This window comes from Paraburkholderia lacunae (assembly GCF_003353175.1).
GTDB classification, from domain to species: domain Bacteria; phylum Pseudomonadota; class Gammaproteobacteria; order Burkholderiales; family Burkholderiaceae; genus Paraburkholderia; species Paraburkholderia lacunae.
Genome location: NZ_QHKS01000042.1, coordinates 1 through 25,360, shown reverse-complemented (window position 1 = coordinate 25,360; position 25,360 = coordinate 1). Strand labels below are relative to the sequence as shown.

Here is a 25,360-nt window from a genome sequence, read left to right as displayed (position 1 = left end):
CAGTTGATCGCTATTGCAATGAATGTTTCTATCCGTTGCCTTACACCGACGTGTAAAGGAGGTCCAACGTCTGATATGCACGCTTTTTCCTCACCTGTCTGAAGAACCCTTCTTAAGGATAGACCATGTTCCAACGTACGTCGCAAAGTGCTTCGGGGAAGCACACCAGTTTCGTGAAACGCATCCTCATTGCCGCTGCCGTTGTGGCGGCAGCGGCCTGCGGGGCAAGCGAGGCAAGCGCTGCGCAAGTAACGGTATCCGCCGGGACGACGCCGTCCAGCATTCCTAACGCGTTTCTCAATATCAAAACAAACCAGATCGAGGGAGTCATGCCGGATGTGATTCGTGAAATCGGGAAGCGCGAAGGTTTCGACGTGTCGTTCGACGTTATTCCTTTCCCGGCATTGATCCAATCCGTCGTCTCCGACAAGATCAACCTTATTGTCGCAGGCATGTCCCCAACGCCGAAGCGTCAAGAAGTTATCGACTTTTCTCAGCCAGTGGCGTTTTTTGGCAAGGGCATCATCGTCGCGGCAGATGATAAGAACACTTATCGCACGGTTGAGGATTTAAAGGGCACGGTCGTCGGATCGGGCGCTGGTGAGGAAACCTCTGAGGAGCTGATCAAGCTTGGCATCTTTAAGGAAGTCAAGTTGTACAACACTGCGGCGGATATGGCCCGTGATGTTGCTTTGGGCCGTATTACGGCAGGCTTCAATGATTATCCCATCTGGAAGGCCCAACAAGCGGCTGGAACGCTGCAGGGCTGTCGCGTGGTCGATGGTTTTACTCCGCTGCGGAAAGTGCCAATTGCATTCGGGGTAAAGAAAGGCAACACGGCGTTGCTGTCCAAGATTAATGATGGGCTGAACAAAATGAAGGCAGACGGATCGCTGGACAAGATTCTGAAGAAATGGAACTACGTGGATTGACGCACGTACTTTCGATGGATTTTCGTAGGAGCGCATAGTCATGCGCGTCTTGGGGTCGGTTGTGCATCAGGTGCGACCCGGCCCGCGAGATGTGCATGAGTATGCCGATGGGTAAGGAGACGCCGGTTTGCCGGATGATTTGAGCGTAGCTATCGAGGTCATCTATCTTTGATAGCTACGTTGAAGATCGGCATCGGTCATGCAAGTAACGATTATTAGAAAGGCGAATCATGCGTTGGAGCGACGTAGTCGAGTTTGTCCCGATACTCCTTCAAGGGGCCGGGCTGACCATCTTCATCACAGTCAGCTGCCTGATCCTCAGTACTGCGCTTGGCCTTGTCTGGGCGCTACTGAAGATGTCGCGGCATGCGCCGGTCAGGCGGGCAGCCACCATGTTGATCAACGTGGTTCGTGGCCTGCCGATGATCGTGCTGCTGTTCTACATCTACTTTGTATTGCCTTCAGTTCATGTCCAGATGAGCGCGTTGCAAGCAAGCATCGTTGGTTTGGCGTTTGGCTATTCAACGTACGTCGCAGAGATTATTCGATCAGGCATCGAATCGGTAGATCCCGGCCAATATGAAGCGGCGCAGTCCATAGGAATGGGCCGCTTCAAGACCATGACCCGGGTGGTTCTTCCCCAGGCAATCAAGGTCGCACTGCCGCCCTACTCCAATACGCTTGTGTCGATGCTCAAGGATTCGTCTCTTGCATCGACGATCACCGTCGCTGAAATGACGCGCCAAGGATTTCTCATCGCGGCGGCGACCTTCCAGAACCTGACGGTCTACACGCTCGTGGCGGTCGCATATCTCGCAATGAGCCTTCCGTTGATGAAATTGACGAAGGCGCTGGAAAAGCGCTTCGGAAAACACCAGGTGAAGTGAGGTTGCAATGATCGAAATCACAGACGTGCACAAAAGCTTCGGCACCGTGCCGGTGCTCAAGGGCATTACGCTGAAGGTGAATGAGGGCGAGGTCGTGTGTCTGATCGGAGCATCGGGCTCCGGCAAGTCAACGCTTCTTCGATGTATAAATGCGCTTGAGTCGTACGATTCGGGCGAGATTAAACTGCTGGATCAGGTGGTTGAGCAGCGCTCGCGTCATATTAATCAGCTTCGCACCCAGGTAGGCATGGTTTTCCAGCGTTTCAACCTGTTCCCGCACCGTACTGCGATCGAAAACGTAATGGAGGGGCCGGTGCATGTCAAGCACGAGCCGGTCGCCCAAGCCAGGCGCGAAGCGATCGACCTGCTGCACAAGGTTGGCCTCGGCCAGAAAATAGATGCGTATCCGCATCAACTGTCGGGCGGACAGCAGCAGCGTGTCGCGATCGCGCGATCACTCGCTATGAAACCAAAAGCGATCTTGTTCGATGAGCCCACTTCAGCCCTCGACCCAGAACTGGTGGGTGAGGTGCTGAGCGTAATGCGCACGCTAGCGCGTGAAGGTATGACCATGCTGGTTGTCACGCACGAAATGGGCTTCGCCCGCGAAGTGGCCGACCGAGTTTGCTTCCTGCACGCCGGGCTCATCATCGAGGAGGGCAGTGCCAACCAGGTGCTTGGCTCCCCTCGCGAAGCGCGGACCCGAGAATTTCTGCGCCACGTGCTGACACACAGGGCCGAGGATCCGCATGCGCACAACGGTGGAACCGGAGCTGTGGCGTGACGCGCCGCTCGTCGAACCAAATGATGGAAGTCTGAAATGCTCAGAGTTGAAGAGGTGTACGACACGCCGGAATTCTCGGGCACGGCCGACGTGATCGTAATCGGTGCAGGAATCGTCGGAACATCCACGGCCTATGAACTAGCGCGACGCGGTGTTTCCGTCGCACTGGTTGACAAAGGTATCGTCGGGGGCGAGCAGTCGGGGCGGAACTGGGGCTGGGTTCGCCAGCAGAACCGCGACATCTTCGAACTCCCGCTTGCGATGCGTAGCCTTCGTCGATGGAGCGAATTGCGAGACGAAATCCAGATTGACCTGGGCTTTCGCCGCGAAGGAATTCTTTATGCCAGCAGCGACGCAAAGAGCATTGCTCAGTGGGAGGCGTGGTGCAGGCGGGCATCCGAGGTCGGGTTTGTCAGTCATATGCTAAGTTCCGCCGAGGTGAACAGCCGTGCTCCCCGCGGCGGTCCACAGTACGCCGGAGGCGTCTGGTCGCCCACCGACGGGCGGGCCGAGCCCTCGCGTGCTGCGCCTGCTCTTGCTGAGGGGGCCAGGCGCAACGGTGCACTGCTTTACCAAAACTGCGCGGCACGTGGCCTGGAACTCAGTGCAGGGCGCGTCAGCGGTGTGTGGACCGAGCGCGGTCTGATCAAGGCGAGCACGGTGGTATGCGCGGGTGGGGCGTGGAGTTCACGCTTCTGCAAGCGCCATGGCATCGAACTGCCGGCAGTAAACGTGATCGGAACGGCCATGCGTACGTCCGCCGCTGCGGACGTGGTCAACGGTTGCTTCAGTGGCCCTGGGTTTGCGCTGCGTCGTCGTCTGGACGGCGGTTACACGCTGGCCGTTCCGGGTTTTGGGCGTATCGACCTCGCGCCGCTTGGCGTGAAGAACGCGTTAAGGTACTACCGCAATTACCGGAACGATATCGGCAAGAAGCTCAAGTACCGCCTTGCAAAGCCCTGGTTCGAAGGGCCCGAGGCATCGGCGAACTGGCAGTTCGATCAGATTTCGCCATTCGAACGCTGCCGCGTGCTAGACCCAAAGCCCGATCTCGAGTTCGTGAAGCTTGCTCTGGACAACGTCAAGCGCGCTATCCCACAGTTGTCCGATCTGCGAGTGGTGCATGCGTGGGCCGGGGCAATCGACACGACGCCAGACCTCATTCCAGTCATCTCTGATGTTGCGACATTTCCTGGATTTTACGTCGCCACGGGGTTCAGTGGTCATGGCTTCGCGTTGGGTCCGGCGGCCGGAGAGCTGGTCGCCGATATGGTCACAGGCGCGGAGCCCATGATGGATACTTCCCCTTACCGATTGAGCCGTTTTACAGACGGCACACCCATCAAGGTTCCAGAAATGATGTGACGGCGAACGTTGTGGACGCCGTTTGATCGGTCGTTTGCACCGCACCAGCCGCGCCATCGCCGGCCCCCGGTCCGTCTCTGCCCGCAGCGTTCTCAGATGAACGCCAACTTCTCCGTCACGGTTCCTGTTGGGATGTCGCAGTTTATTCGAGTTAACTTTGATATCCCGTACTCAAGCATTTTTCATTTATTGAAGACTCAAGTAGGAGCGTCGTTATGAGATATGTGTCGACCCGAGGCGGCAGCGTCGATCGGCGGTTTTCCGAAGTTTTAATGGAAGGACTGGCGCCGGACGGTGGCCTATACGTACCTACCTGCTACCCCACGGTCGATGAAGTAACGCTGCAGCGCTGGCGTTGCCTGCCCTATGCTGAACTGGCCTTCGAGATCCTCTCGCTGTATATCGACGACATTCCGTCCGACGAACTCCGCGCCATTATCGCCAGTACCTATACCCCCGAAACCTTCGGCTCGGCACAGATCGTTCCGCTGCGAAAGCTGGACGAGTCGATCGCTTTGCTCAACCTGTCCAATGGCCCCACTTTCGCCTTCAAGGACATGGCAATGCAGCTGCTGGGCAACTTGTTCGAAGCCGAACTCGGGCGCCGCGGCGCACAACTCAACATCCTGGGCGCCACATCGGGTGATACCGGCAGTGCAGCGGAATACGCCATGCGAGGCAAGCAGAACGTCCAGGTATTCATGTTGAGTCCGCGTGATCGCATGAGCCTGTTTCAGCAGGCCCAGATGTTCAGCCTGATGGACAAGAACATTCACAATCTCGTTGTCGAAGGCAGCTTTGACACGTGCCAGGATATTGTCAAGGCTGTTTCAGCCGACCTTGCGTTCAAGCGGCAATACAACATCGGTACGGTCAACTCCATCAACTGGGCCCGCTTGCTGGCGCAGGTCGTCTACTACTTCTCCGGTTATTTCCAGGCGACGAACGACAACAGCGAGCGCATCTCCTTTTGCGTCCCTTCCGGCAATTTCGGCAACATATGCGCTGGCCACGTCGCCCGGATGATGGGGTTGCCGATCGCGAAGCTGGTGCTGGCGACCAACGAAAACGATGTGCTTGACGAGTTCTTCAAGACCGGCCGATACCGTGCGCGCGCCAGCAGCGAGACAATGGTTACCTCGAGCCCGTCGATGGACATCTCGAAGGCATCGAATTTCGAGCGCTTCGCCTTCGACTTGCTGGGCCGGGACGCACAGCGCGTCGAGCAGTTGTTTGGCATGGAGCTCTCGCAGCGCGGCCAGTTCCGCCTCACGGACCAAGAGACTGCGAGCATCGCCCGCTATGGCTTTGTGTCGGGCAAGAGTACGCACGTGGACCGCCTGAGGACGATTGCCGATGCCTGGCAACGCCATCGCAATATGATTGACCCGCACACCGCCGATGGTGTCAAGGTGGCGCGAGAGCACCTTCTCCCGGACACCCGCGCCATCGTGCTCGAAACCGCACTGCCGCTGAAGTTCGAGGACATCATCCGGGAGGCGACCGGCCAGGAACCGCCGCGGCCCGCTGCGGTGGCAGGCCTGGAACAGCGCCCGCGACGCTGCGAGGTAGTCGCGCCGTCGGCTGAGGCGGTGATGGCATACATCGCCCGGCATTGCAACGCCTGACCTCGCTCGGAGAGTTCTACCATGGCTGTATTTACCCTGGTCTCCGAGGAAGAGGCTGCAGCTTTCATCGAGCCACTCGCACTGGGAAAGCTGACGTCATTACGGGGCGTTCCAGGTGGGATTGAAAACACTAACTATTTCGTTACGACGAACGCCGGTGAATTCGTGCTCACGCTCTTCGAGCGGCTGAGTGAAGCGCAATTGTCGTTCAGCTTGCAATTGATGCTGCACCTGGCTCGGAAGGACATTCCCGTACCTGAGCCAAGGGCAGCTGAGAACGGCCAGATCGTGTCCCGGTTGAGCGGGAAAGCCGCCTGCGTTGTTACCAAACTGCAAGGACATCATTGCCTGGTACCCGAGCGATACCATTGCGAGCAAGTCGGCGAAACGCTAGCTTGCATGCACCAAGCCGGTAACGACTTCGAATTGGAGCGGGTCAATTCGCGAGGCTATGACTGGTGGTTTCGGGCCGCTGACCGGATTGTGCCATTTCTCGATGAGGAAAGACGCAAGGTCCTGATTGACGAACTGCGATTCCAGGAGGAACTCGCCAGTTGCAGTTCCTACCGTGGATTGCCTCGAGGCCCCGTTCATGGCGATCTTTTTCGCGACAACGTCTTGTTTTCCAAAGCCGCTTCACTGGAGACCCACACGGTCGCCGAGAAGCTGTCAGGATGCTTTGACTTTTACTTCGCCGGAACCGACGTTTTGATATTCGACGTAGCGGTGTGTCTGAATGACTGGTGCATCGATCGCCAGACGGGGGCAATGCTGCCCGCCATGGCCGCTGCACTCGTTGAAGGATACGAACGCGCCCGCGCGTTGACATCGACGGAGCGACGCTACTTGCCTGCGGTTCTCAGAGCCGCAGCGTTGCGGTTCTGGCTATCGCGCCTGGTGGACCTCCACTTCCCCCGTGATTCTGCACTGCTCCGAGCGCACGACCCAGAGCACTTCTTTCGCGTGCTATGCCACCACCGCCGCTCGTCCGCTTTCTGATCGCGAAAGCGGAAGTACGCCGGCAGCATTCGTGACTCTATCGCAGCAGCGACCACGACTAAATGGGTACGACCATCGAGGAGCCGTGTACGAAGTGGTCGGCCCGCAAAATGCGTTGTGGACATCCACTGCTGTATTGCGCCACAGACTATGCCGTCTGAGCCTTTAATACAACGTTGAACTCCTGTTTTGCGGCCGAGAACCAACAACATCTCCATTTTTAGGATGCTTAAATACTCCCCACAAATTCACTTCCTTTTTCCACCACCCAACTCTTCACGGGTTCACAAAACGGTAGGACTGAGACAATGATCGATTTCGAGCCAAAGTACATTACCTTCGACTGTTACGGCACGCTGACGAAGTTCCGCATGGGCGACAAGGCCCGCGAGATTTACGGTAACCGCCTCCAGGGCGTAGAACTGGAGCGATTTGTCGCATTTTTCTCGGGCTATCGCCGGGACGAGGTGCTCGGCGCGTGGAAGCCATATCGTGACGTGGTCGCCAACGCAGTGCGCCGCGCATGCGAGCGACTGAACGTTGAGTTTATCGAAGCGGAAGCGGAACTGTTCTACCTCGCTGTGCCGACGTGGGGTCCGCATCCCGATGTGCCGGAAGGGCTGTCGCGTCTCGCGAAGAAGTACAAGCTCGTGATTCTGTCGAATGCGNAGTACATGTTCGACCAGCTGAACTGCAACCCCGAGGACGTGTTGCACGTGTCGTCGAGCCCGCGCTACGACCTGATGACGGCACACGACATCGGCATCAAGCACAAGGCGTTCGTCAAACGCGGGCATGAGCCGGACGCGCCGTACTACGAGTACTACGAAGTCGACACTATCGGCGATCTCGCCACGAAACTCGGTCTGTGACTCCCTGGCTCCGTCTATCCCTGCGCAAGGACCCTCGACTTGTAAGATCTCGAGACGGCGGGTAACGCTGTACTGCGCGACGGCCACCGATGGCAATATTGAAACTACGATGACTGGCCAGCCGTTCCATGGGACTGTCCGCCCGGCCGGCACTCGGTCCACACGGCGCTACATTGTCGCGCCGGAGGCTGGTGTCGTCACCGTGGCGGATCATTACGATGATTGATTCGCTTGATACATGCCTCGAACACATCTAGCGACTGTGTCAGCGCTTCACTGTCCATATGCCCATATCCGAGCAGAAATCCATCAGGGGCTGATTCAAGCATTGCGAAATCGCGAACGTCATTGAACACGACGCCGTTGCATCGCAATGCGGCTCGCAAGTCGCGATCAAAGGAGCTATGGCGACCTGCGATGATCACATGCAGGCCGCCCTCTTCGCCCCCCAAGGTGACCAGGTCCGCGTATGGGGCCAGCCGTTGGCGTATGGTGTCTCGCATCGCCCCATAATGCCGCCGCACCCTTCGCAGGTGCCGATCCAGTTCACCGGACAGGAGCAACGTCTCGACTATCTTCTGCACCGGCCACGACACATGCGTACGCTCACGCTCGATCTGCGCAACCAGCGCGGCAGCTACGACCGGCGGAGCAACGATGAAACCAAGACGAAGTGACGGACTGACCGCCTTTGCGAACGTGTTCAGCAGCACCGTGCTTTCCGGCGCATAGCTGAAAATCGGCGGATGGTTTGTTCCCGAGTAGTGGAACTCGCAATCGTATTCGTTCTCGACAATTAGCATTGCCCGCGTGCGCGCAAGCTCGACCAGTGCCGTGCGCCTCGAACCCGAAAGACGCCCGCCCATCGGATATTGATGCGCCGGCGTCACATGCACGAGGACCGGCGAGGCGCTGTCATCGACGATTCTGTCAATAACGAGACCTTCAGCATCAACCGGCGCGTAGCGCATTAATGCACCGGAGCGCAGGAATGCCAACGTCGCGCCCGCGTAGCCCGGGTCCTCTGTCGCGCACAGGTCGCCCCGCCGCAGTAGAGTCTGTGCAACCAGATGAAGTGCATGGCCCGTGCCGTGCGTAATAACGATCTGCTCAGGTGTAACGTAGACCGATCGGTGTTCACGTATCCAGTCCGCGATCGCGCGTCTAAGCCCCGGCTCACCACGAGGATCGCCATAGCCCTGCGGCGGCAAATGCCGCCCCGCTTCACGACAGGCGTTCCGCCATACATCGAGCGGCAAGCTCCGGGTGCTGGCCTGTCCGGGCCGCCAGTCGAAGTTCGCACCGGCCGATCCTTCGGGTGGGCGGATTTCATCGTGACACACACGCTGCAGCAACAAAGGCTTCCAAGCTGGCCGATCTGCTGCGGCAGGGACGGCGGGTACCCTTGCCACCACGAAAGTACCGCGACGGCCGCGCCCTTCTAGGATGCCCTCGGCGATCAGCTCGTCGTACGCTTCAACTACGCAGTTGCGTGCCACCGCCAAGTGGCTGGCAAGTTCGCGGCTTGGAGGTAAGCGAGAGCCGGGCAGCAGCGCATGACTAACTATTTTTTCGCGCAATTGTCTTGCTATCTGCCGGAAAACTGGCACACCTGACACTCGGTCGAGTTCAAGCGCGACCAGCGCGGGCAGCGGGTGCCTAGAGGGACGGGTCGCAACCATAAAAGCCTAAAACTGCTCCGGTTTTGGTTCTTAAAAATCCTGCGTAAACCGCCAGAATTGACGAACCAACGATACCACGGGATCGCCATGCGCATCCGCATCATCACTGACGACTTCACCAGCGCCCTCGACGGGACGGCTTGCTTCGCAGAGCGTCGCTGGGAGACATCTGTCCTTGTCCAACCGGAAGGCATCGCTACAGCCCAGGTCGTTAGCCTAGACACGGATTCCCGCGAATACACGCCAACGCTCGACCACGACGCTGTCGCCAACGCCGCACACGCATGGCGCGATGCCGACGTCCTCACGCTGCAGTTCGACTCAACGCTGCGTGGCCGCGTCGCTCGCGACTGCTCGACTGCGCTTGCCGCTTCCGGCCGGCGTAAGCTGCTCATCGCGCCCGCGTTTCCGTCGGCCGGGCGCACGGTCGAAGAGGGGTGCGTGCTAGTTGACGGCGTGCCAGTTCACGAAACCGCATTCGGATACGATCCCACGCTGCCGGTACGCGAATCCAGCATCCCAGCACTGCTCCGTGCCCATGGCATCGAAGTAAAGGTCGCACGCGACGCGGCTCAGGCCCGCGCGCTGCTCGATGTGCATGACGCTGTGGTTGTCGATGCACGCACTGAAGCGGAACTGGATGCGATCGCCACTACCTTCGCCGGAGCGCGCGATCTGCTGCTGGCCGGTTCGACGGGTCTTCTGCGAGGGCTCGCCCGCGTATTGCCCCGCCCACAAAGTGCGCCAGACGATCGAGGAAACTGCGGCGATCACGCAGCTTCGCGCGTGCCCTTGGCCGGCCGGCCATGGCTCGTGGTGGGTAGCCTGAATCCACGCTCCAGACGGCAACTCAGCATCGCCCAGGCGCAATGCCGGGTGAACGTACTGGCAACCGGTGAAACGCGTCTACCAGCCAGCGCCCCCCCGCAAGCGGCGCTGCGCGATCTCGTGGTCCAGGCGGTGAATGTAGTGAGCAGCCGTGCGTGCGACGGTCTCGTTGTAACCGGAGGGGAAACCGCCCGGCGCATCATTGACGCGCTCCCGGTTGTGTCACTGCGCGTGTGCCGAGAAATCATGCCGGGTGTGCCGCTGGCAGAGGTTCAAACCGCGATTGGTACGTTTCCCATGATCACAAAGGCTGGTGGATTCGGCGACGACGACGCCTTGCTCACCTGTATCTACGCATTGACTGGGGCACAACCATGAAGCAGAAACTGATAGCCGTCACAATGGGTGACGCCGCAGGCATTGGGCCAGAGATCATCGTCAAATCGTTTGCCGATGTCGCGTTCATCGCCAGCCACCCGTCCTTTGTCATCGGTGATGCCGGCGTGCTACGACGACAGGCTGCCGCGTTCTGCGTCAAACTCGATATCCGAGAGGTAAGCACCGTTGCTGATATCACACCGCAACCGGGTGTGCTCGACGTGTTAGGGGTCCCAGGCGCAATTGCACTGCCCCACGACCTACCGATCGGCTCGGTCAGTGCCACTGCCGGACAGGCCGCATTCGACGCGATCCGTACCGCGATCGATCTCGCCGTCCGGGGCGAAATCGCCGGCATCTGCACGGCGCCGATCCACAAGGAAGCGCTCGCCGCCGCGCACGTGCCTTATCCTGGTCACACCGAGATGCTCGCGGACCTCTCGGGCGCTCGCGACTACGCGATGATGCTCGTCAACCCGACGCTGCGCACGATCCTCGTAACGGTTCACTGCTCGATGCTGGACGCGATCGCAAAACTCTCTATCGAGAGCGAACTGCGCATCATCCGGCTCGCTTATCGCGCCATGCGCGATCTCGGTATCGAATGTCCCCGGGTGGCGGTTGCCGGACTCAATCCGCACGCGGGTGAAGGAGGCCTCTTCGGCCGGGAGGACCTCGACATCATCGCACCCGCGGTACGACTTGCGCAGAACGAGGGCATCGACGCCAGTGGCCCATGGCCAGGCGACACCGTGTTCATGAACGCGCGCCGCGGCCGCTTCGATATCGTCGTTGCGCAGTATCACGACCAGGGGCTGATACCGGTGAAGCTCGCAGGGGTGGAAGACGGCGTCAACATTACCGTCGGCCTACCGTTCGTACGCACGAGCCCAGATCATGGCACCGCCTTTGACATCGCAGGAAAAGGTATTGCCGATCCGGCGAGTCTTCAGGTGGCCCTGAAAACTGCCCACCAGTTCATCCGCCAGCAGGCGGTACATCCATTTATAACCGGAGCTTGATGTGTCCCACTTCATCCTGATGCTGACCGAAAATGACGCGACTGTCAGCGACGCACTGGCAACCTACGAAAGCCTGCGTTATAGCCCGGTCCGCTATGTTGGCTTCAAGGACATTGGCTTGCCCATAGCGGCCCTCAAACAGCTTGCGCAGCGCATCCGTGCCGACGATCGCAAGGTCATGCTGGAAGTCGTCGCAACCACCCGCAAGGCAGAGCTGGAATCGATCAATGCTGCGCTCGAGATCGGCGTCGACTATCTGCTCGGCGGGCGTCACGTCGAAGACGCGCTGACCTTGCTGCGTGGTTCGGCGATCCAGTATTTTCCCTTCGCAGGGCGCACTGTTGGCCATCCGACCGTACTTGAAGGCTCAATGGACGATATCGTCGACGATGCGCGTCGCATCGCAGCGATGCCTGGCGTACACGGCCTGGACCTGCTTGCATACCGCTTTGCTGGCGAGGGCGATCCGGCAGAACTGACAGCGCGTGTTGTCGAGGCAGTCGACGTACCCGTCATTGCCGCGGGCAGCATCGACCGCGAGGCGCGGGTGAAGGCAATGATCGATGCAAAGACGTGGGGCTTCACTGTCGGCAGCGCGCTTTTTCAGGAGGCCTTCGTCGATCGACGTCTGTCAGCCCAGATCGATACGATCTTCAAAATCGAAGGGGTTATCGCGTGATGCTCAATAAGGTTGACAATATTAAGTAGAGGATCCGCGGGCATCCCGGGATAGTGGCGCTGAAGATCGACGGCGACATCAGCGACTCACAGATGTGGAGGAAACTAGCGAGCGGTCACTCTCTGAATGATAATCACGGGGCGGTGTCGGGGTGATCTAAGCCAATCGTGCTTTCAGACACCTGCAATTCGTGAGCCCCAAGAGAGGCGAGGCTGAACGCGCCAAGGGTGCGGCAGCTGTAGATGTCAATACCGTTGCGACCGAAACTTCATGGGCATTTTTGAAGGAGCCGTCGCGTCTTTGGGAGCTGCACCATCGACTCGGCCGTGACGGTCAGACAGGAAGGAGAAGTTGATGGCAAGTGCAGAAAGATCGTTGAGAAGGATGGTTGAGCATTGGCTGGCGCCGGACTTCACGCAAGCGCTTAGAGTCAGTCAGTTTCGACGATCCAAAAGCAAATGCTACGTACGCGTTGAGGCGATAAGCGCGGCAGGTCCGGTTGCAATGTTCTTTTTCCGTCACCGTGACGGGACATGGTGTATTTTCCCGCCACGGCCAGAGACACCGACCATGCGCCTCGCTGAACTTCCGTCGGCGGAGACCACGGCCTGAACGAAGGAGTGCGGCGAACGAGGAGTATGGTCAGCTCCAACCGACAATGCGTCTTGAATTTTTCATAGCTGTACGGCATGCCGACGAATTTCCATGCATCTCTATCGCTAACAGATATTATCGATAGGGATACATTTTTTGATAAAACTCCCGTTTCGGGAAACGTGCCACACCTGACGTGCCGCTCCCCGGCCATCACGTTGCCTATAATCTCCGGATGCCGAACGTTCCGTTGCCCCCGTCCTTTCCTGACACTGCGTCTCTGTCCGCGCTGCGCGCGTGGTACGCCGGCGTCGGCGCGCGCGAGGCGGTCGAACGTTATTGCCCGCAGGCGCTCGAAGGTGGCCAGTCGGCGCGCGGCGTGATCGGCCGGATTCGCCGGCAGCTTGCCGGTTTCGCCCTCAGCCGGCATCGTGCAGATCTGGCCCGGCTGTTCCAGTGCGCAGTGGGCGAACGGTCCCGTCACCGCAAGGCCGCGACCCGGGCACTGGATAACCTGCCAACGCTTGCGATCCCGCAACCGCAGGTGAGCGATGCGGTCGATGTCTGGCTGCCAGCCCGTGTTGTCCCCATGCTGCATCAGCATGGCATCCGGACGCTGGCTGATCTGACCGTGCGCATCCCTCGTCGGCAGCGCTGGTGGCGCACGATTGCCGGACTCGGCGTGCGCAGCGCACGTCATATTGAGGCCTTCTTTGCCTCCCACCCGGTACTTACCGAGCGCGCCCGCGCGCTGATCGTGGTGGCTACGCCGGAACCCGTGGTGCCGTGGGAAAACATCCACGTGCCACATGACGTCGACGGCTCGCGTGGCGCCTTCCGCGCACCGAAGCCGATGTGCGCGCTCGAGGCCGATAACGACTATCAGGCGATCAGCGCCTGGCTCGACCGGCACGAAGCCGCCGAAACTCAGCGTGCCTATCGCCGGGAAGCCGAGCGCCTGCTGCTCTGGGCGATTGCCGAGCGCGGCAAAGCGCTGTCTTCGCTCACGAGCGAGGATGCGACCGCTTATCGTGCCTTTCTGCGCCATCCCACACCCCGCGCCCGGTGGGTCGCGCCGGCGCGACCGCGACCGTCGTCCGAATGGCGGCCGTTCACGGGCGCGTTGTCGCCAGATTCCATCGCCTATGCGCTGTCAGTTCTGAGTGCAATGTTTCGCTGGCTGATCGAGCAGCGCTACGTGCTCGCGAATCCGTTTGCCGGCCTCAGGGTGCGCGGCGCGCAGCGCAATGGTGAGTTGGACATCTCGCGCGCCTTTACGGCCGGAGAGTGGGAGTTGATCCGCACGATTGCCGATGGCCTGGAATGGTCGCATGGCTGGGCGGTTCCCGCCGCACAGCGTCTGCGCTTTCTGCTCGATTTCGGTTACGCGACCGGCCTGCGCGCAGGCGAACTGGTCAGCGTTACACTCGGCGGCATCATGACCGGCACGCGCGGCGAGCGGTGGCTTCACCTCACCGGTAAGGGGGCGAAGGCTGGCAAGGTGGTGCTGCCGCCGCTCGCACGATTTGCGTTGGACCAGTACCTGATGCAGCGCGGTCTGCCCGTGAGCCCCGCACGCTGGGCACCGGATACGCCGCTGCTCGGCCATCTCGACGAACCCGGCGGCATCACCACGCCGCGTCTGAGGGAGGTGCTGCGCCGGTTCTTCCAGACCGCCGCCGACGCCATTCGGGCCGACCACCCGGCACTCGCCGACAAGCTGCAGCGCGCGACGCCACACTGGCTACGCCACACGCACGCGACAAATGCTCTCGCACAGGGCGCCACGCTGACGACTGTGCGCGACAATCTGCGTCACGCGTCGATCACAACGACCTCGATCTACCTGGACGACGACGAAGTTCAGCGTACCCGGCAGATCGAGCAGATCTTTGCGCGGCGGCAGCCAACGTGACGACTGTCCACGAGACCATCTATCCGGTGCTGCCTGCGGAGCCGGGCGCGGCGGAGCTGAAAGCGGCATTCACGCCGAGCGCCGCGGAAATCCGCTTCGTGCGCCGGCAATCCCGGCAGGAAGCCTCCGCCGTATTGATCATGGTGCAGTTGAAGCTGCTGCAGCGTCTCGGTTACTTCCCGATGCTCGTGGAGGTACCGCCCGCCATTATCGATCACATCCGGACGTCGATGCGGGCCCGCGTCCAGTCCAGGACGGCGATCGCACGGTATGACGTGTCGGGCACCCGCATTCGTCACCAGAAACTGCTGCGCGGCTGGCTTGACATCCGGGCGTTCGATGCGAGTGAGGCGGCGTCGCTTGCTGAACTGGCGTCGGCGGAAGCCCGGACAAAGATCGAACTGCCCGATATCATCAACGTGCTGATCGAGGAACTGGTCCGGCGCCGGTACGAGCTGCCGCCACTGGCAACGCTGCAGCGCATCGCCACGCAGGCGCGCAACGATCACAACGAGGCGATCTATGGGGCCATCACCGGCGCACTCGACTCAGCACTCGTCGAACGCATCGACGCGCTTCTCGTCGTCAAGGCCGGCAAGTCCGGTTGGGGCGATCTGAAACAGGAGCCGAAGCGACCCGCCGCGCGGGCGATCGCCAGCTTCCTCAAACATATCAATGGGATCAGGACACTGGCGGAAGGCTTGCCGGCGCCACCCTCGATCCTGTCTGTTAGCAAACGAGCCCAACTGGTCACCGAAGCGCGGGCCCTGGACGTCGCGGAACTGCGTTCGCTCAAGACCGCGAAGCGTCATGCGCTTGCGGTACTGTTCATTCAGGCGCAGTTGCAGAAGGCGCTTGATGACGTCGCTGAGATCTTCATCAAGGTGGTGCGCAAGCTGGAGTCCTACGCAAAGGTCCGACTGCAAAAATACCAGCTTGAACACGCCGGTATGCTGGAGGGGCTGGTCGGGCAGTTCCGGGACGTCCTGCAGATTCTCCAGGATGAGGGCGTACCGGAGCCTAAGCGGTTACCGAAAATCCGCGAGGCGCTCGGCGACCCGGCCGAAGCGCTCGCGCAATGCAACGAGCACATCGCTTATGCCGGGCAGTTCGATCTGCCGTTCATGCTCGTGCCGTACCGCACCCGGCGCTCGCTGCTGATCCAGTGCCTGGACGTACTGCCGCTGCAATCGAGCTCGCAAGACCGCGCGGTGCTGGTCGCGCTCGCGTGGCTGGAAGGTTTCCGCAACGCGCACCGCGAATTCCTGCTGCTGACCGACAACGACCTCGCGAACCTGCCGCTGGACTGGTTGCCGGAGAAGTGGGAGCGCGCGGTGTTCCCGCACGGCCGGGACAGCCGGATGCTGCACCGCCGGTTCTTCGAGCTGGGCGTCTTCAGCCAGATCATGCGGGAACTCAATTCCGGCGACCTCTATGTGGAGGACAGCGACCGCTTCGACGATTATCGGGTGCATCAGGTCACCGACGAGGAATTCCGGCGTGAGCTGCCGCGCTACTGCGAGATCGTGGGCTTGCCCACGGACGGCAAGAGCTTCGCGAAGGATCTGCGAGACAGGCTGAACGCGGCGCTCGACGAGGCCGACGCGAACTTCCCGGCAAACGACAGCATCGAGTTCGTCAATGAGGAACTCGTCATTCACAAGCCGGGCAAGGAGCCCGAGCCGCCGAACCGCACGCTGATCGATCAGGCCATCACGGCATCGATGCCGCAGCTCAGCATCCTGGATCTGCTCACCGAAACCGAGCTGTGGCTCGACCTGCATAAACTGTTTGGACCGCTGTCCGGGTTTGATACGAAGATCGACGATCCGCGCAAGCGTTTCATCACGACGCTGTTCTGCTACGGCTGCAACCTGGGGCCGAGCCAGACGGCGCGCTCGGTGAAAGGGCTCACCCGCAAACAGGTCGCCTGGCTGAACCTGAAACACGTCACGGAGGAGCGGCTCGACAAGGCGAACGTGAAGGTGATCAACGCGTACAACCAGTTCGCGTTGCCGAAGTACTGGGGCAGCGGCAAGCGCGCGTCGGCCGACGGCACCAAGTGGAGCCTGTACGAGCAGAACCTGCTGTCCGAGTATCACGTTCGCTATGGGGGATACGGCGGGATCGGCTACTATCACGTATCCGACATGTACATCGCGCTGTTCAGTCACTTCATCCCGTGCGGCGTCCACGAAGCCGTCTACATCCTCGATGGGCTGATCCTGAACGGCGCCGACGTCAAGCCCGATACGATCCACGGCGATACGCAGGCGCAAAGCGGTCCGGTCTTCGGTCTGTCGTACGTGGTGGGCATCAACCTGATGCCGCGCATGCGCAACATCAAGGATCTCGTGCTGTACAAGGCGGACCGGCGGCGCAAATACAAGCACATCGACAGCTTGTGCCGTCAGGCGATTGACTGGGCACTGATCGAACGTCACTATTCCGACATGATGCGCGTTGCAGTGTCGATCAAGGCGGGCAGGATGACGCCGTCGACGATCCTGCGCCGCCTCGGATCGGAGAGCACGAAAAACAAGCTCTACTTCGCATTCCGGGAGCTGGGACGCGTGATCCGGACGCTGTTCCTGCTGAAATATCTCAATGAACCGGACCTGCGGCGCACGATTCACGCGGCGACCAACAAGAGCGAGCAGTTCAATGACTTCGCTCAGTGGCTGATGTTTGGTGGCGAAGGCGTGATCGCCGAAAACGTCCGGCACGAGCAGCGCAAGGTGATCAAGTACAACCACCTCGCCGCGAACATGGTGATCCTGTACAACGTGCAGTGGATGTCGCGCAAGTTGAAGGAACTGCAGGCGAAGGGGCATCCGGTCGATGCCGAGGTCCTCAAGGTTCTGTCGCCGTACCGGCGCGAGCACATCAACCGGTTCGGCGACTATCTGCTGGATCTCTTGCGCTCCGTCCCACCGCTCGATCCGACGATTGATTTCGCATTCAAATCAGCAGCTTAGATTGAGATGTGGCGGATTTTTAATGAATCCCGGCCAGGCCTCAACTCTCTACGGTGCCGCGAATCCGCACGGCCGCGCGACTGCCAATCAACCTGAGCGACGGCCGTGAACTCACCAGCACAATATACAGCTTCGACGGTCTATTCGACGGCGAGAAGCATTTTGGCATCCCCGTGATTTCCATGCAGATTACGACGGTAGCGCGATCTAGGTGCGACAATGGTTAGCGGTAAGCCCCCAATATAATATTCAATCAAATCAACCGCTTTCTGTCGGGTCCTACCATGACGGCTCGCGGCCTTGGGGCGAGGCCGAAACGGGCTGGTTTCGCGGCAATAAAGGCGCTTTTTGCCGATAGCCTACCGGCGGCCGCTCGAAAAGAGGTATTCCAACGACTAATTCGTATGCCATCCGGGGCAGACAGACGTGATGCTCGCTGCCGGCTTACCTGTCAGAGACACTCCGCTGTCATCACGAGCTGACCGCTCGACTGGCCGGAAAGCCAGACTGGACAAGGCTCTCCGGCGGGCACCGGCGAGTTTCACGAGGCGCGCTGCCGCGCATGCCGACGCCAGAAAAGGCAAACAGCAACTATCTGATTTTCTTGGATATTTAAATCGTGCCGGTTCGCAAAACCTTGTCGGGCTTGAAACGGCCTACCGTCGCAATCTGCATGGAAATCACGGGGATGCCTCCTCCCGGCTGAAACCGGACGGAAAAGGTCAAACTGGGGCCAGTGTCCGCAAATGAAGGGGTAGATAGCCCCAATTATGTGGAATTGGACGATTTTTCGGTCGAAACCCAAGACTGGCGGGCTTCGGCCGGCCTGCGACAATGCGTTGCGAGTTCCCGATAGTGAAATGCCCAGAAACCAACTCGACAGGCAAATTTCGACCCGAAGCTGCCGATCGATCCGCCAGGGCTTCAGGCAGTTATCGGAGTGATCCGGCCGTCCGCGCCGGTCGCTCACGAGCAACGCTTCCACCTCTTTGTGGACGTTTGTCGATTGACGGCAAGGCGATCGTTCAACGGCCCAGGCTTACTGCTTAAACCCTGCGTGACGCAGCGCTTCCTCAGCGGCCTCGTGGTCTTGAACCGATGTTCCGCCAGAAACACCGATGCCACCCACCAGACGCCCTTCGTGGAAGATCGGTACGCCACCGCCGACCGGCGTCAGCCGCGGATGGTGCGCCAGTGGGGCAACGGTGGGCTCGGCCATGTACTGATTCCATTGGTGCGTGGCCATGCCGAACGACGCGGCGGTCCATGCCTTGTCGATGGCGACATCAACGGTAAGGAACGGGGCGGTATCCGCTCGCTCGAAAGCGCGCAGGTGGCCTCCTGCATCGGTAATTGCGATCGTCGCGGCGAATCCGCGCGCTGCGCAGGCGCGGCGCGCTTCTGCCAGCAATGCTTGTGCAGCTTCCAGGCTGATCGTTGTCGTGCTGATGATTTGCGATGTCATGTTGATGCCCATTGTCAGAAGAGTTCAGCGGTTGGCGACGACGACCTTGCCGATCATATTGCCTGCCTCGACCAGCGCATGCGCCTCGATCAGACCTGCGGCGTTGATGCCGTCAATGCGTCGGGTCAGCGTGTGCTTGAGGCGGCCCAGATCGACCAGCTCCGCCGCGCGGCGCAGCAACGCGTATTGCCGTGCGAGGGTGTCGGTGGTGAACATCGCGCGGGTGAACATCAGCTCCCAGTGAATCGAGATGGATTTCCCCTTGAACGGCCCGATGTCCAGACCCACCGGGTCGTCGATGAGTGCGAACTGGCCTTCCGGGCGCAGCACGGCGGCGATTTGCGGCACATAGGCGGCGCTGTTGTTCAGCCCGGCAACGTGGGTAACGTGCTCGATACCGAGCGCGGCCAACTGGAGTGCCCAGGCCTGATGATGATCGAGGACGTAATGTGCGCCATGGGCCAGCACCCACTCGCGGGTTTCCGGCCGCGAGGCCGTGCCGATGACGGTCATGCCAGTCAACTCGCGCGCCAGTTGGGTCAGAATCGAACCGACGCCACCAGCCGCTCCAATGACGAGCAGCACGTTGTTGTCGGTCGGGTCCGCTGCGTGAACACGCAGACGGTCGAACAGCAGCTCCCACGCAGTGATCGTCGTCAGCGGCAACGACGCGGCCGCGGCGAAGTCCAGTGAGATCGGCATAGGTCCGACGATGCGCTCGTCCACGGCGTGCAGTTCGCTGTTGCTGCCGGGCCGCTTGATGTCACCCGCGTACCAGACACGGTCGCCTGCCTTGAAGCGGGTTGCCAGCGGACCGGTCGCGCGGACGATTCCCGCCGCGTCCCAGCCGGCGATGCGCGCACCGCCTTCCGGAATATCTCCACCGCGCCGGATTTTGGTATCGACCGGGTTGACCGATACCGCTTTCACTTCCACCAGCAGATCGTGGTCGCGCAGCTCCGGCGTCGGCAGCTCGATATCCTGCAGCGCCTGCGGGTGGCTGATGGGATGGTTCTGATAGAAGCCAATTGCTTTCATACACGTGGTCTCCAAGGGTGATTGAGACCATGTTATCTTTCGTCGATATACGGATAAATACCCGCCGAACCAAAACAATTTCGGCATTTCAATGAAAATGATTCGACTCGATGACGTTCAGATCTTCGTACACACGGTGGACTACGGCAGCTTCTCGGAGGCGGCGCGCCAGTTGAATATCGCGCCCGCACATGCGAGTGCGTCAGTGCAGCGACTCGAAAAGGCGCTGGACACGCGCCTGTTCACCCGTTCGACGCGAAGCATGCAACTTTCGGACGCCGGGGAGCGATACCTGCCGCATGCGCGGGTCATGATTGGCGCGCTGGAGCAAGGCCAGCAGGCCCTGGCCGACGGCCGGGGGGCGCTGTCCGGGCGGCTGCGGCTGTCCGCTCCGTCTGACTTTGGTCGAAACCTGCTGTTACCGTGGCTGGATGAATTTCAGCACCAGCACCCTGGTTTGTCGCTGCACGTGAAAATAAGCGACCGTGCGGCCGACCTCATCCGCCAGCCGCTGGATGCGGTCGTGCGCTACGGAGCGCTGCCAGATTCGTCTCTTCTGGCCATGAAACTGGTCGACAACAATCGACGCGCATTGTGTGCCGCGCCGTCATACCTCGAACGGCATGGCGCACCGGCCAAAGTTGAGGATCTGAGGCGACACAACTGCCTTCGGTACGTCTGGAGCGAGCAGATACATGAACGCTGGCACTTTACCCCGCCTGGCGGCGAGCGCACCGTGGCCGTCACAGGCAATCGCATCAGCGACGATGCCGATGCAGTTCGTCGCTGGGCGATAGCCGGGGAAGGCCTTGTCTACAAGTCGCGGCTGGACCTCATTGACGATCTGAAGGCAGGTCGGCTGGTGGAGTTATTTCCCCCGGAGTATTGCGACCTCGCGCCGCTGCACTTGATTTGTGCTCACCGTGCGCAACTGTCGCCGGCGATTAACGCGTTGCATGCTTTCTTGCGGGAGCGCTGCACTGCATTGCTTGCCAGCCATCCATCCGGAGGCACTCAGGCTGTACTCGCGATCTAATTGGCCGCCTACAGGGCGCAGCGGACGTCTGAATGTCCGAACCCCGTTGCCCGCGAAGGTCGTCTGTTGGCCGGTTATCGCCTCCGACGGTTCGCGCAGACTGGTACCCCCTTCACTCGAAAGGAGATCGTCATGGAAGCTACTGCCGCCGCCAGCCCGGCACACGTACCCTGGAACAAAGGCAAGCTTACGGGGCAGAAACCCCCGTTAAAACTGAAAGAGATCTGGGCGATACGGATTCGTCTGCAACTGGCCGCGAGAACCCGCGACCTTGCGATGTTTAACCCGGCCATCGACAGCAAGCTGAGGGCATGCGATCTGACCAGGCTACGCGTGCGTGATGTCTGCCTTGGCCAGCGTGTAGCGTCACGGGCGATGGTCATGCAGCAGAAGACTCAACGTCCTGTCCAGTTTGAAATCACCGAACAGACCCGCGATAGCGTGGAGGCCTGGATCAAGCTGGCGAAGCTAGTGCCGCCCGACTTTCTATTCCCGAGCCGCATTCACGGGTCGCCGCACCTGTCCACGCGCCAATACGCCCGTCTGGTGCACCGTTGGATAGGGTCGATCGGCCTTGACGATACCGCATACGGAACGCACACGATGCGTCGAACCAAGGCGTCGCTAATTTACCGCCGAACGAAAAACCTGCGAGCGGTACAGTTGCTGCTCGGTCACACGAAACTGGAAAGCACAGTTCGATACCTCGGCATCGAAGTCGACGATGCACTCGAGATGGCAGAGCAGACCGAGGTTTGAGCTACGGACAGGCCAAATGGTAACGGTCGCTGTCCGGCCATTAAGAGACTTTCCCCACCGGCCTGCGAACGGCCGATCGCTGTCCAACAGCGGCCGTCCAAGATAAATTCCCTTGCCTTGCGGTCGGCCGTCGAAAAGCGTGTCATCGGCAGCGATAATGCTGGTCTGAGCGGTGATGCCAGGCTGGTGCGGACCCATCGTACCCCGGGAAGTTGACACCGTGTATGCGCGGCAGGTCAGACGTTGCGCGGTGCGCTGGCGATTCAGTGGCTCAGTCCGGCCGCGTGCATTGCGATGTGCAACGCGCTCGCAACGATACCGAGCGCGGCGACGCTCGCCGCCCAGATCGCGATGAGCCACGCGATGCGCTTGCTCCAGACACACAATGTGCCGTGTTTTTTGTCATCAATGATAGTGCTCGCCCTGTCGCACCTTGCCGCGAAACACATAGTACGACCACGTGGTATAGACAAGGATGAATGGAATGATGAACAGTGTGCCGACCAGCGTGAACAGCTGACTTTGCAACGGTCCAGCTGCGTCCCAGATCGAGATGCCCGGCGGCACGATGTTCGGCCAGATACTGATCGCCAGACCGCTGTAGCCGAGAAAGACCAGCGCCAGTGCAAAGAGAAACGGTCCCAGGTCAGGTTCGTGTCGCAGCGAACGTTGCAGCGCATATACGAAAAAGGCAACGAGTAGCGGCACTGGGCAGAACCAGAGCAGATTGGGAAGCGTAAACCACCGCTGAGCGATGTGCGGTTGTGAGACTGGCGTCCAGATGCTGACGACGACGATGGCGGCGAGCAACGTCCAGACGAGCCGTCCCGCGAGATGGATCATAGCCTGCTGCAGTCTGCCGTCGGTCTTCATGATAAGCCACGTCGCGCCGAGCAGCGCATACGCGGCAAGCACGCCGATACCGCAGAACACCGGAAACGGCCGCAGCCAGTCGAGCGGGCCGCCGACGAACGCGTAGCCGCTGACACGCACGCCGTCGATGTACGCGCCGAGCGATACGCCCTGGAAGAACGACGCTACAAGCGATCCGCCGATGAACGCGGCATCCCACAGGGGGCGCTCCCGGTCGTTCGCCTTGAAGCGAAATTCAAAAGCGACCCCGCGGAAAATGAGCCCGAGCAGCATGAATATCAGCGGCAGATACAGCGCGCTGAGCAGGATCGAATACGCTGTAGGGAATGCAGCTAACATGCCTGCGCCGCCTAGCACGAGCCATGTTTCGTTGCCGTCCCATACCGGCGCGACGGTGTTCATCATCACGTCCCGTTCGGCGCGCGGCGAGATGAAAGCAAAGAGCAGCCCGATGCCCAGATCGAAGCCGTCCATGATGACGTACATCATCACGCCAAAAAATATGATCGCGGCCCAGATCAGCGACACGTCGACGCCCATTATCGCGATCTCCTCGAGTTGGCGTGCAGCGTAGTATTTGGTGACTCGTCGCCGACAGCCGACAGAGGTCGTGCCGGCGTGCGCTCCTTCCCCGGGCCGCCTGACGGTAGCCCTTCTTCGAGGTACTGCGACGGTCCCATTCGCACAAGGCGCAGGATGTAGGCAATGCCAACGCCGAACACGAAGAAGTACGACACTATGAATAATGTGGTCGATAGCGCCAGTTGCGGCATGCCGCTCGGCGAGGTCGCTTCGGCGGTGCGCTGCAGGCCGTAGACGACCCACGGTTGCCTGCCAATTTCCGTTGTCAGCCAGCCGGCAAGAAGCGCGACCAGGCCCATCGGACCCATTAGCAGTGTTGCCCGCAGGAACGGGCGAGTTCGGTGGAGCCGCTCGCGACGGCGCAGCAGCAGGCCCCACAGACCGAGCATGATCATCAGCGCCCCCAGCCCCGCCATGGCCCGGAACGTCCAGAAGATGATCGTCGAATTGGGCCGGTCCTCGGGAGCAAAGTCCTTGAGGCCTTTGAACTGCCTCGTCCAACTGTGCGTGAGAATCAGACTGCCCAGGTGAGGAATCTCGACGGCGAACCGTGTCTGTTCGCGCTGCATGTCAGGCCAGCCGAATATAATCAGCGGCACCGCTTCATTGCCACGATTCTCCCAATGCCCCTCCATCGCGGCAAGCTTTGCGGGCTGATGCTCCAGCGTGTTAAGGCCGTGGGCATCGCCGACAACCGCCTGGACTGGCGCCACCACCAGCACCATCCACATCGCCATCGACAGCATTTTCCGGATCGCAGCGTTGTCATTGCCACGCAGCAGATGCCATGCCGCCGACCCGGCCACGAACAGGGCGGTCGCGAGAAACGCCGCCAGACTCATGTGAACGAGGCGGTACGGAAATGACGGATTGAAGATGACTTCGAGCCAGCGCACCGGCACGATGCGGCCGTTGACGATCTCGTATCCCTGTGGCGTCTGCATCCAGCTATTGGACGCGAGTATCCACGTCGCCGAGATCAGCGTACCGATCGCGACCAGCAGAGTTGCCAGGAAGTGGAGCGCGGAGCCAACCTTGTTCCATCCGAATAGCATGACGCCAAGGAAGCCCGCCTCGAGGAAGAACGCGGTGAGCACTTCATACGTCAGCAACGGCCCAGTCACGCCCCCGGCAAACTGCGCGAAACGAGACCAGTTAGTGCCGAACTGGTAGGCCATCACGATTCCCGACACGACGCCCATTCCGAAATTGACAGCGAAGACTTTCAGCCAAAAGTGATAGAGATCGCGATAGACGTTCTGCCGGGTGCGCAGCCAGCACGCTTCAAGGACGGCCAGATAGCTGGCCATGCCGATCGTAATGGCAGGGAACAGGATGTGAAATGATATTGTGAAGCCAAACTGAAAACGGGCGAGGTCGAGCGCCGTCAGGCCGAACATTGCGTTTTGCTCCTTCAACATGACCAAATAGTCAGCGATGTTCGCAAATGGAGTCGTCGTACCTGCCCTGGGACGTGGCCGATCGCGCGGTTGGCCTCGACGGCCAGCGCGACGTCTGGCAAATGCCAACTCGTCGACGGTGGTCCTGCAACACGGTAGTCATAATATATGAGCTGCGCGACATGGTGGTCGAAGGCGAGGAAATCGGCTTGAGGATATCGATTTCATGAGCCTGTATCAGACGCACAACGCCTGGCGTTTGGGCGTTACAACTCCTTCGACCATTGCATCAGGTCGGCGGTCGTCGTGCGACGACCGGCCGCGTCCTCGTCCGACCACCTACGATTGGCCCGTCCGCGCCTGAGAAGGAGACGGCCGCAGTTCTTGTTCGAATGGCTCCAAGGGGTCGCGTGCTGCCGATCGAAATTTAGGCCGCGTATGCTCATTGCATGAGGCTGCACCCGGCCCAGACTGTGTCAAAACGCATTTTTGAAGCGCTAGAATTCTTCATCCGATAGCGGAGGATGAGCAAGATGAAGCTGTTCGTTCAAGGCGATAGTCGTACACAAAGCTTTCTCCTTCCCGAAGCGCTTGATGACTACGTGACCGACACCAATCCCGTGCGCGTGGTGGATGTCTTTGTGGATGAGCTCGATCTTCAGAA

Annotated in this window: 20 protein-coding genes; 14 read left to right on the top strand and 6 right to left on the bottom strand. The window is 60.2% G+C overall.

Features of this window, described 5'->3' with window-relative positions; translation table 11 throughout:
- The first annotated feature begins 125 nt into the window (after window positions 1–125).
- The 7 genes from DLM46_RS35490 to DLM46_RS35460 all read left to right on the top strand — a co-directional run bounded on the left by DLM46_RS35490 (window position 126) and on the right by DLM46_RS35460 (window position 7,467).
- The gene (locus DLM46_RS35490; protein WP_115108999.1) at window positions 126–932 is read left to right on the top strand and encodes an ABC transporter substrate-binding protein; all 807 of its coding nucleotides are present in this window, start codon (window positions 126–128) and stop codon (window positions 930–932) included.
- Between the two features lie 230 nt (window positions 933–1,162).
- Window positions 1,163–1,819 carry an amino acid ABC transporter permease gene (locus tag DLM46_RS35485; protein WP_115108997.1) on the top strand — a complete coding sequence of 219 codons (657 nt, stop codon included), beginning with the start codon at window positions 1,163–1,165 and terminating at the stop codon, window positions 1,817–1,819.
- Between the two features lie 7 nt (window positions 1,820–1,826).
- Window positions 1,827–2,603, top strand: a complete 777-nt coding sequence (locus DLM46_RS35480; RefSeq protein WP_115108995.1) for an amino acid ABC transporter ATP-binding protein — start codon at window positions 1,827–1,829, stop codon at window positions 2,601–2,603.
- A gap of 36 nt (window positions 2,604–2,639) precedes the next feature.
- A complete protein-coding gene (locus DLM46_RS35475; protein WP_115108993.1) occupies window positions 2,640–3,968 on the top strand; it encodes an NAD(P)/FAD-dependent oxidoreductase in 1,329 nt (442 codons plus the stop codon).
- A gap of 215 nt (window positions 3,969–4,183) precedes the next feature.
- Window positions 4,184–5,596 (top strand): threonine synthase, encoded by a 1,413-nt coding sequence (gene thrC / locus DLM46_RS35470; RefSeq protein WP_115108991.1) that lies wholly within the window; start codon window positions 4,184–4,186, stop codon window positions 5,594–5,596.
- A gap of 21 nt (window positions 5,597–5,617) precedes the next feature.
- Window positions 5,618–6,595, top strand: coding sequence for a homoserine kinase (locus DLM46_RS35465; protein ID WP_115108988.1), 978 nt, complete (start codon window positions 5,618–5,620; stop codon window positions 6,593–6,595).
- Between the two features lie 308 nt (window positions 6,596–6,903).
- Window positions 6,904–7,467 carry an HAD family hydrolase gene (locus DLM46_RS35460; RefSeq protein ID WP_115108986.1) on the top strand — a complete coding sequence of 188 codons (564 nt, stop codon included), beginning with the start codon at window positions 6,904–6,906 and terminating at the stop codon, window positions 7,465–7,467.
- Window positions 7,468–7,664: 197 nt separating this feature from the next.
- Here the strand turns inward: DLM46_RS35460 and pdxR are convergent, their stop codons facing one another.
- The gene (gene pdxR / locus DLM46_RS35455; protein WP_165848138.1) at window positions 7,665–9,086 is read right to left on the bottom strand and encodes a MocR-like pyridoxine biosynthesis transcription factor PdxR; all 1,422 of its coding nucleotides are present in this window, start codon (window positions 9,084–9,086) and stop codon (window positions 7,665–7,667) included.
- 36 nt (window positions 9,087–9,122) lie between these two features.
- Here pdxR and DLM46_RS35450 point away from each other — a divergent pair, with 36 nt between their 5' ends.
- The 5 genes from DLM46_RS35450 to DLM46_RS35425 all read left to right on the top strand — a co-directional run bounded on the left by DLM46_RS35450 (window position 9,123) and on the right by DLM46_RS35425 (window position 17,543).
- Window positions 9,123–10,355, top strand: coding sequence for a four-carbon acid sugar kinase family protein (locus DLM46_RS35450; protein ID WP_133300432.1), 1,233 nt, complete (start codon window positions 9,123–9,125; stop codon window positions 10,353–10,355).
- Complete coding sequence (gene pdxA / locus DLM46_RS35445; protein WP_115108979.1) at window positions 10,352–11,377, top strand: 4-hydroxythreonine-4-phosphate dehydrogenase PdxA; 1,026 nt, start codon at window positions 10,352–10,354, stop codon at window positions 11,375–11,377. Before DLM46_RS35450 ends, pdxA begins: the two co-directional genes overlap by 4 nt.
- Before the next feature lies 1 nt (window position 11,378).
- Window positions 11,379–12,056: a beta/alpha barrel domain-containing protein gene (locus tag DLM46_RS35440; protein ID WP_115108976.1), complete on the top strand. Its 678-nt coding sequence runs from the start codon at window positions 11,379–11,381 to the stop codon at window positions 12,054–12,056.
- A gap of 829 nt (window positions 12,057–12,885) precedes the next feature.
- Window positions 12,886–14,565 (top strand): phage integrase family protein, encoded by a 1,680-nt coding sequence (locus DLM46_RS35430; protein WP_115108972.1) that lies wholly within the window; start codon window positions 12,886–12,888, stop codon window positions 14,563–14,565.
- A complete protein-coding gene (locus tag DLM46_RS35425) occupies window positions 14,562–17,543 on the top strand; it encodes a Tn3 family transposase (RefSeq protein ID WP_115108970.1) in 2,982 nt (993 codons plus the stop codon). The genes DLM46_RS35430 and DLM46_RS35425 overlap by 4 nt, the downstream gene beginning before the upstream one ends.
- A gap of 1,039 nt (window positions 17,544–18,582) precedes the next feature.
- Here DLM46_RS35425 and DLM46_RS35420 read toward each other — a convergent pair.
- Both DLM46_RS35420 and DLM46_RS35415 read right to left on the bottom strand, forming a co-directional pair.
- Window positions 18,583–19,008, bottom strand: a complete 426-nt coding sequence (locus tag DLM46_RS35420) for a GlcG/HbpS family heme-binding protein (RefSeq protein ID WP_115109045.1) — start codon at window positions 19,006–19,008, stop codon at window positions 18,583–18,585.
- 24 nt (window positions 19,009–19,032) lie between these two features.
- Complete coding sequence (locus DLM46_RS35415; RefSeq protein WP_115108968.1) at window positions 19,033–20,046, bottom strand: zinc-binding alcohol dehydrogenase family protein; 1,014 nt, start codon at window positions 20,044–20,046, stop codon at window positions 19,033–19,035.
- Window positions 20,047–20,143: 97 nt separating this feature from the next.
- Here DLM46_RS35415 and DLM46_RS35410 point away from each other — a divergent pair, with 97 nt between their 5' ends.
- Together DLM46_RS35410 and DLM46_RS35405 are read left to right on the top strand one after the other, a co-directional pair.
- Window positions 20,144–21,082: a LysR family transcriptional regulator gene (locus DLM46_RS35410; protein WP_115109043.1), complete on the top strand. Its 939-nt coding sequence runs from the start codon at window positions 20,144–20,146 to the stop codon at window positions 21,080–21,082.
- Between the two features lie 132 nt (window positions 21,083–21,214).
- The gene (locus DLM46_RS35405) at window positions 21,215–21,841 is read left to right on the top strand and encodes a tyrosine-type recombinase/integrase (protein WP_115109040.1); all 627 of its coding nucleotides are present in this window, start codon (window positions 21,215–21,217) and stop codon (window positions 21,839–21,841) included.
- Window positions 21,842–22,104: 263 nt separating this feature from the next.
- On the opposite strand, the gene DLM46_RS35400 is transcribed toward DLM46_RS35405, so the two are convergent.
- The 3 genes from DLM46_RS35400 to DLM46_RS35390 are packed head-to-tail and all read right to left on the bottom strand — an operon-like array spanning window position 22,105 to window position 24,696.
- Window positions 22,105–22,290 (bottom strand): DUF2474 domain-containing protein, encoded by a 186-nt coding sequence (locus DLM46_RS35400; protein ID WP_115108966.1) that lies wholly within the window; start codon window positions 22,288–22,290, stop codon window positions 22,105–22,107.
- Window positions 22,247–23,254, bottom strand: a complete 1,008-nt coding sequence (cydB, locus tag DLM46_RS35395; RefSeq protein ID WP_115108964.1) for a cytochrome d ubiquinol oxidase subunit II — start codon at window positions 23,252–23,254, stop codon at window positions 22,247–22,249. The genes DLM46_RS35400 and cydB overlap by 44 nt, the downstream gene beginning before the upstream one ends.
- The gene (locus tag DLM46_RS35390) at window positions 23,254–24,696 is read right to left on the bottom strand and encodes a cytochrome ubiquinol oxidase subunit I (protein ID WP_115109038.1); all 1,443 of its coding nucleotides are present in this window, start codon (window positions 24,694–24,696) and stop codon (window positions 23,254–23,256) included. The genes cydB and DLM46_RS35390 overlap by 1 nt, the downstream gene beginning before the upstream one ends.
- Window positions 24,697–25,360: the final 664 nt, after the last annotated feature.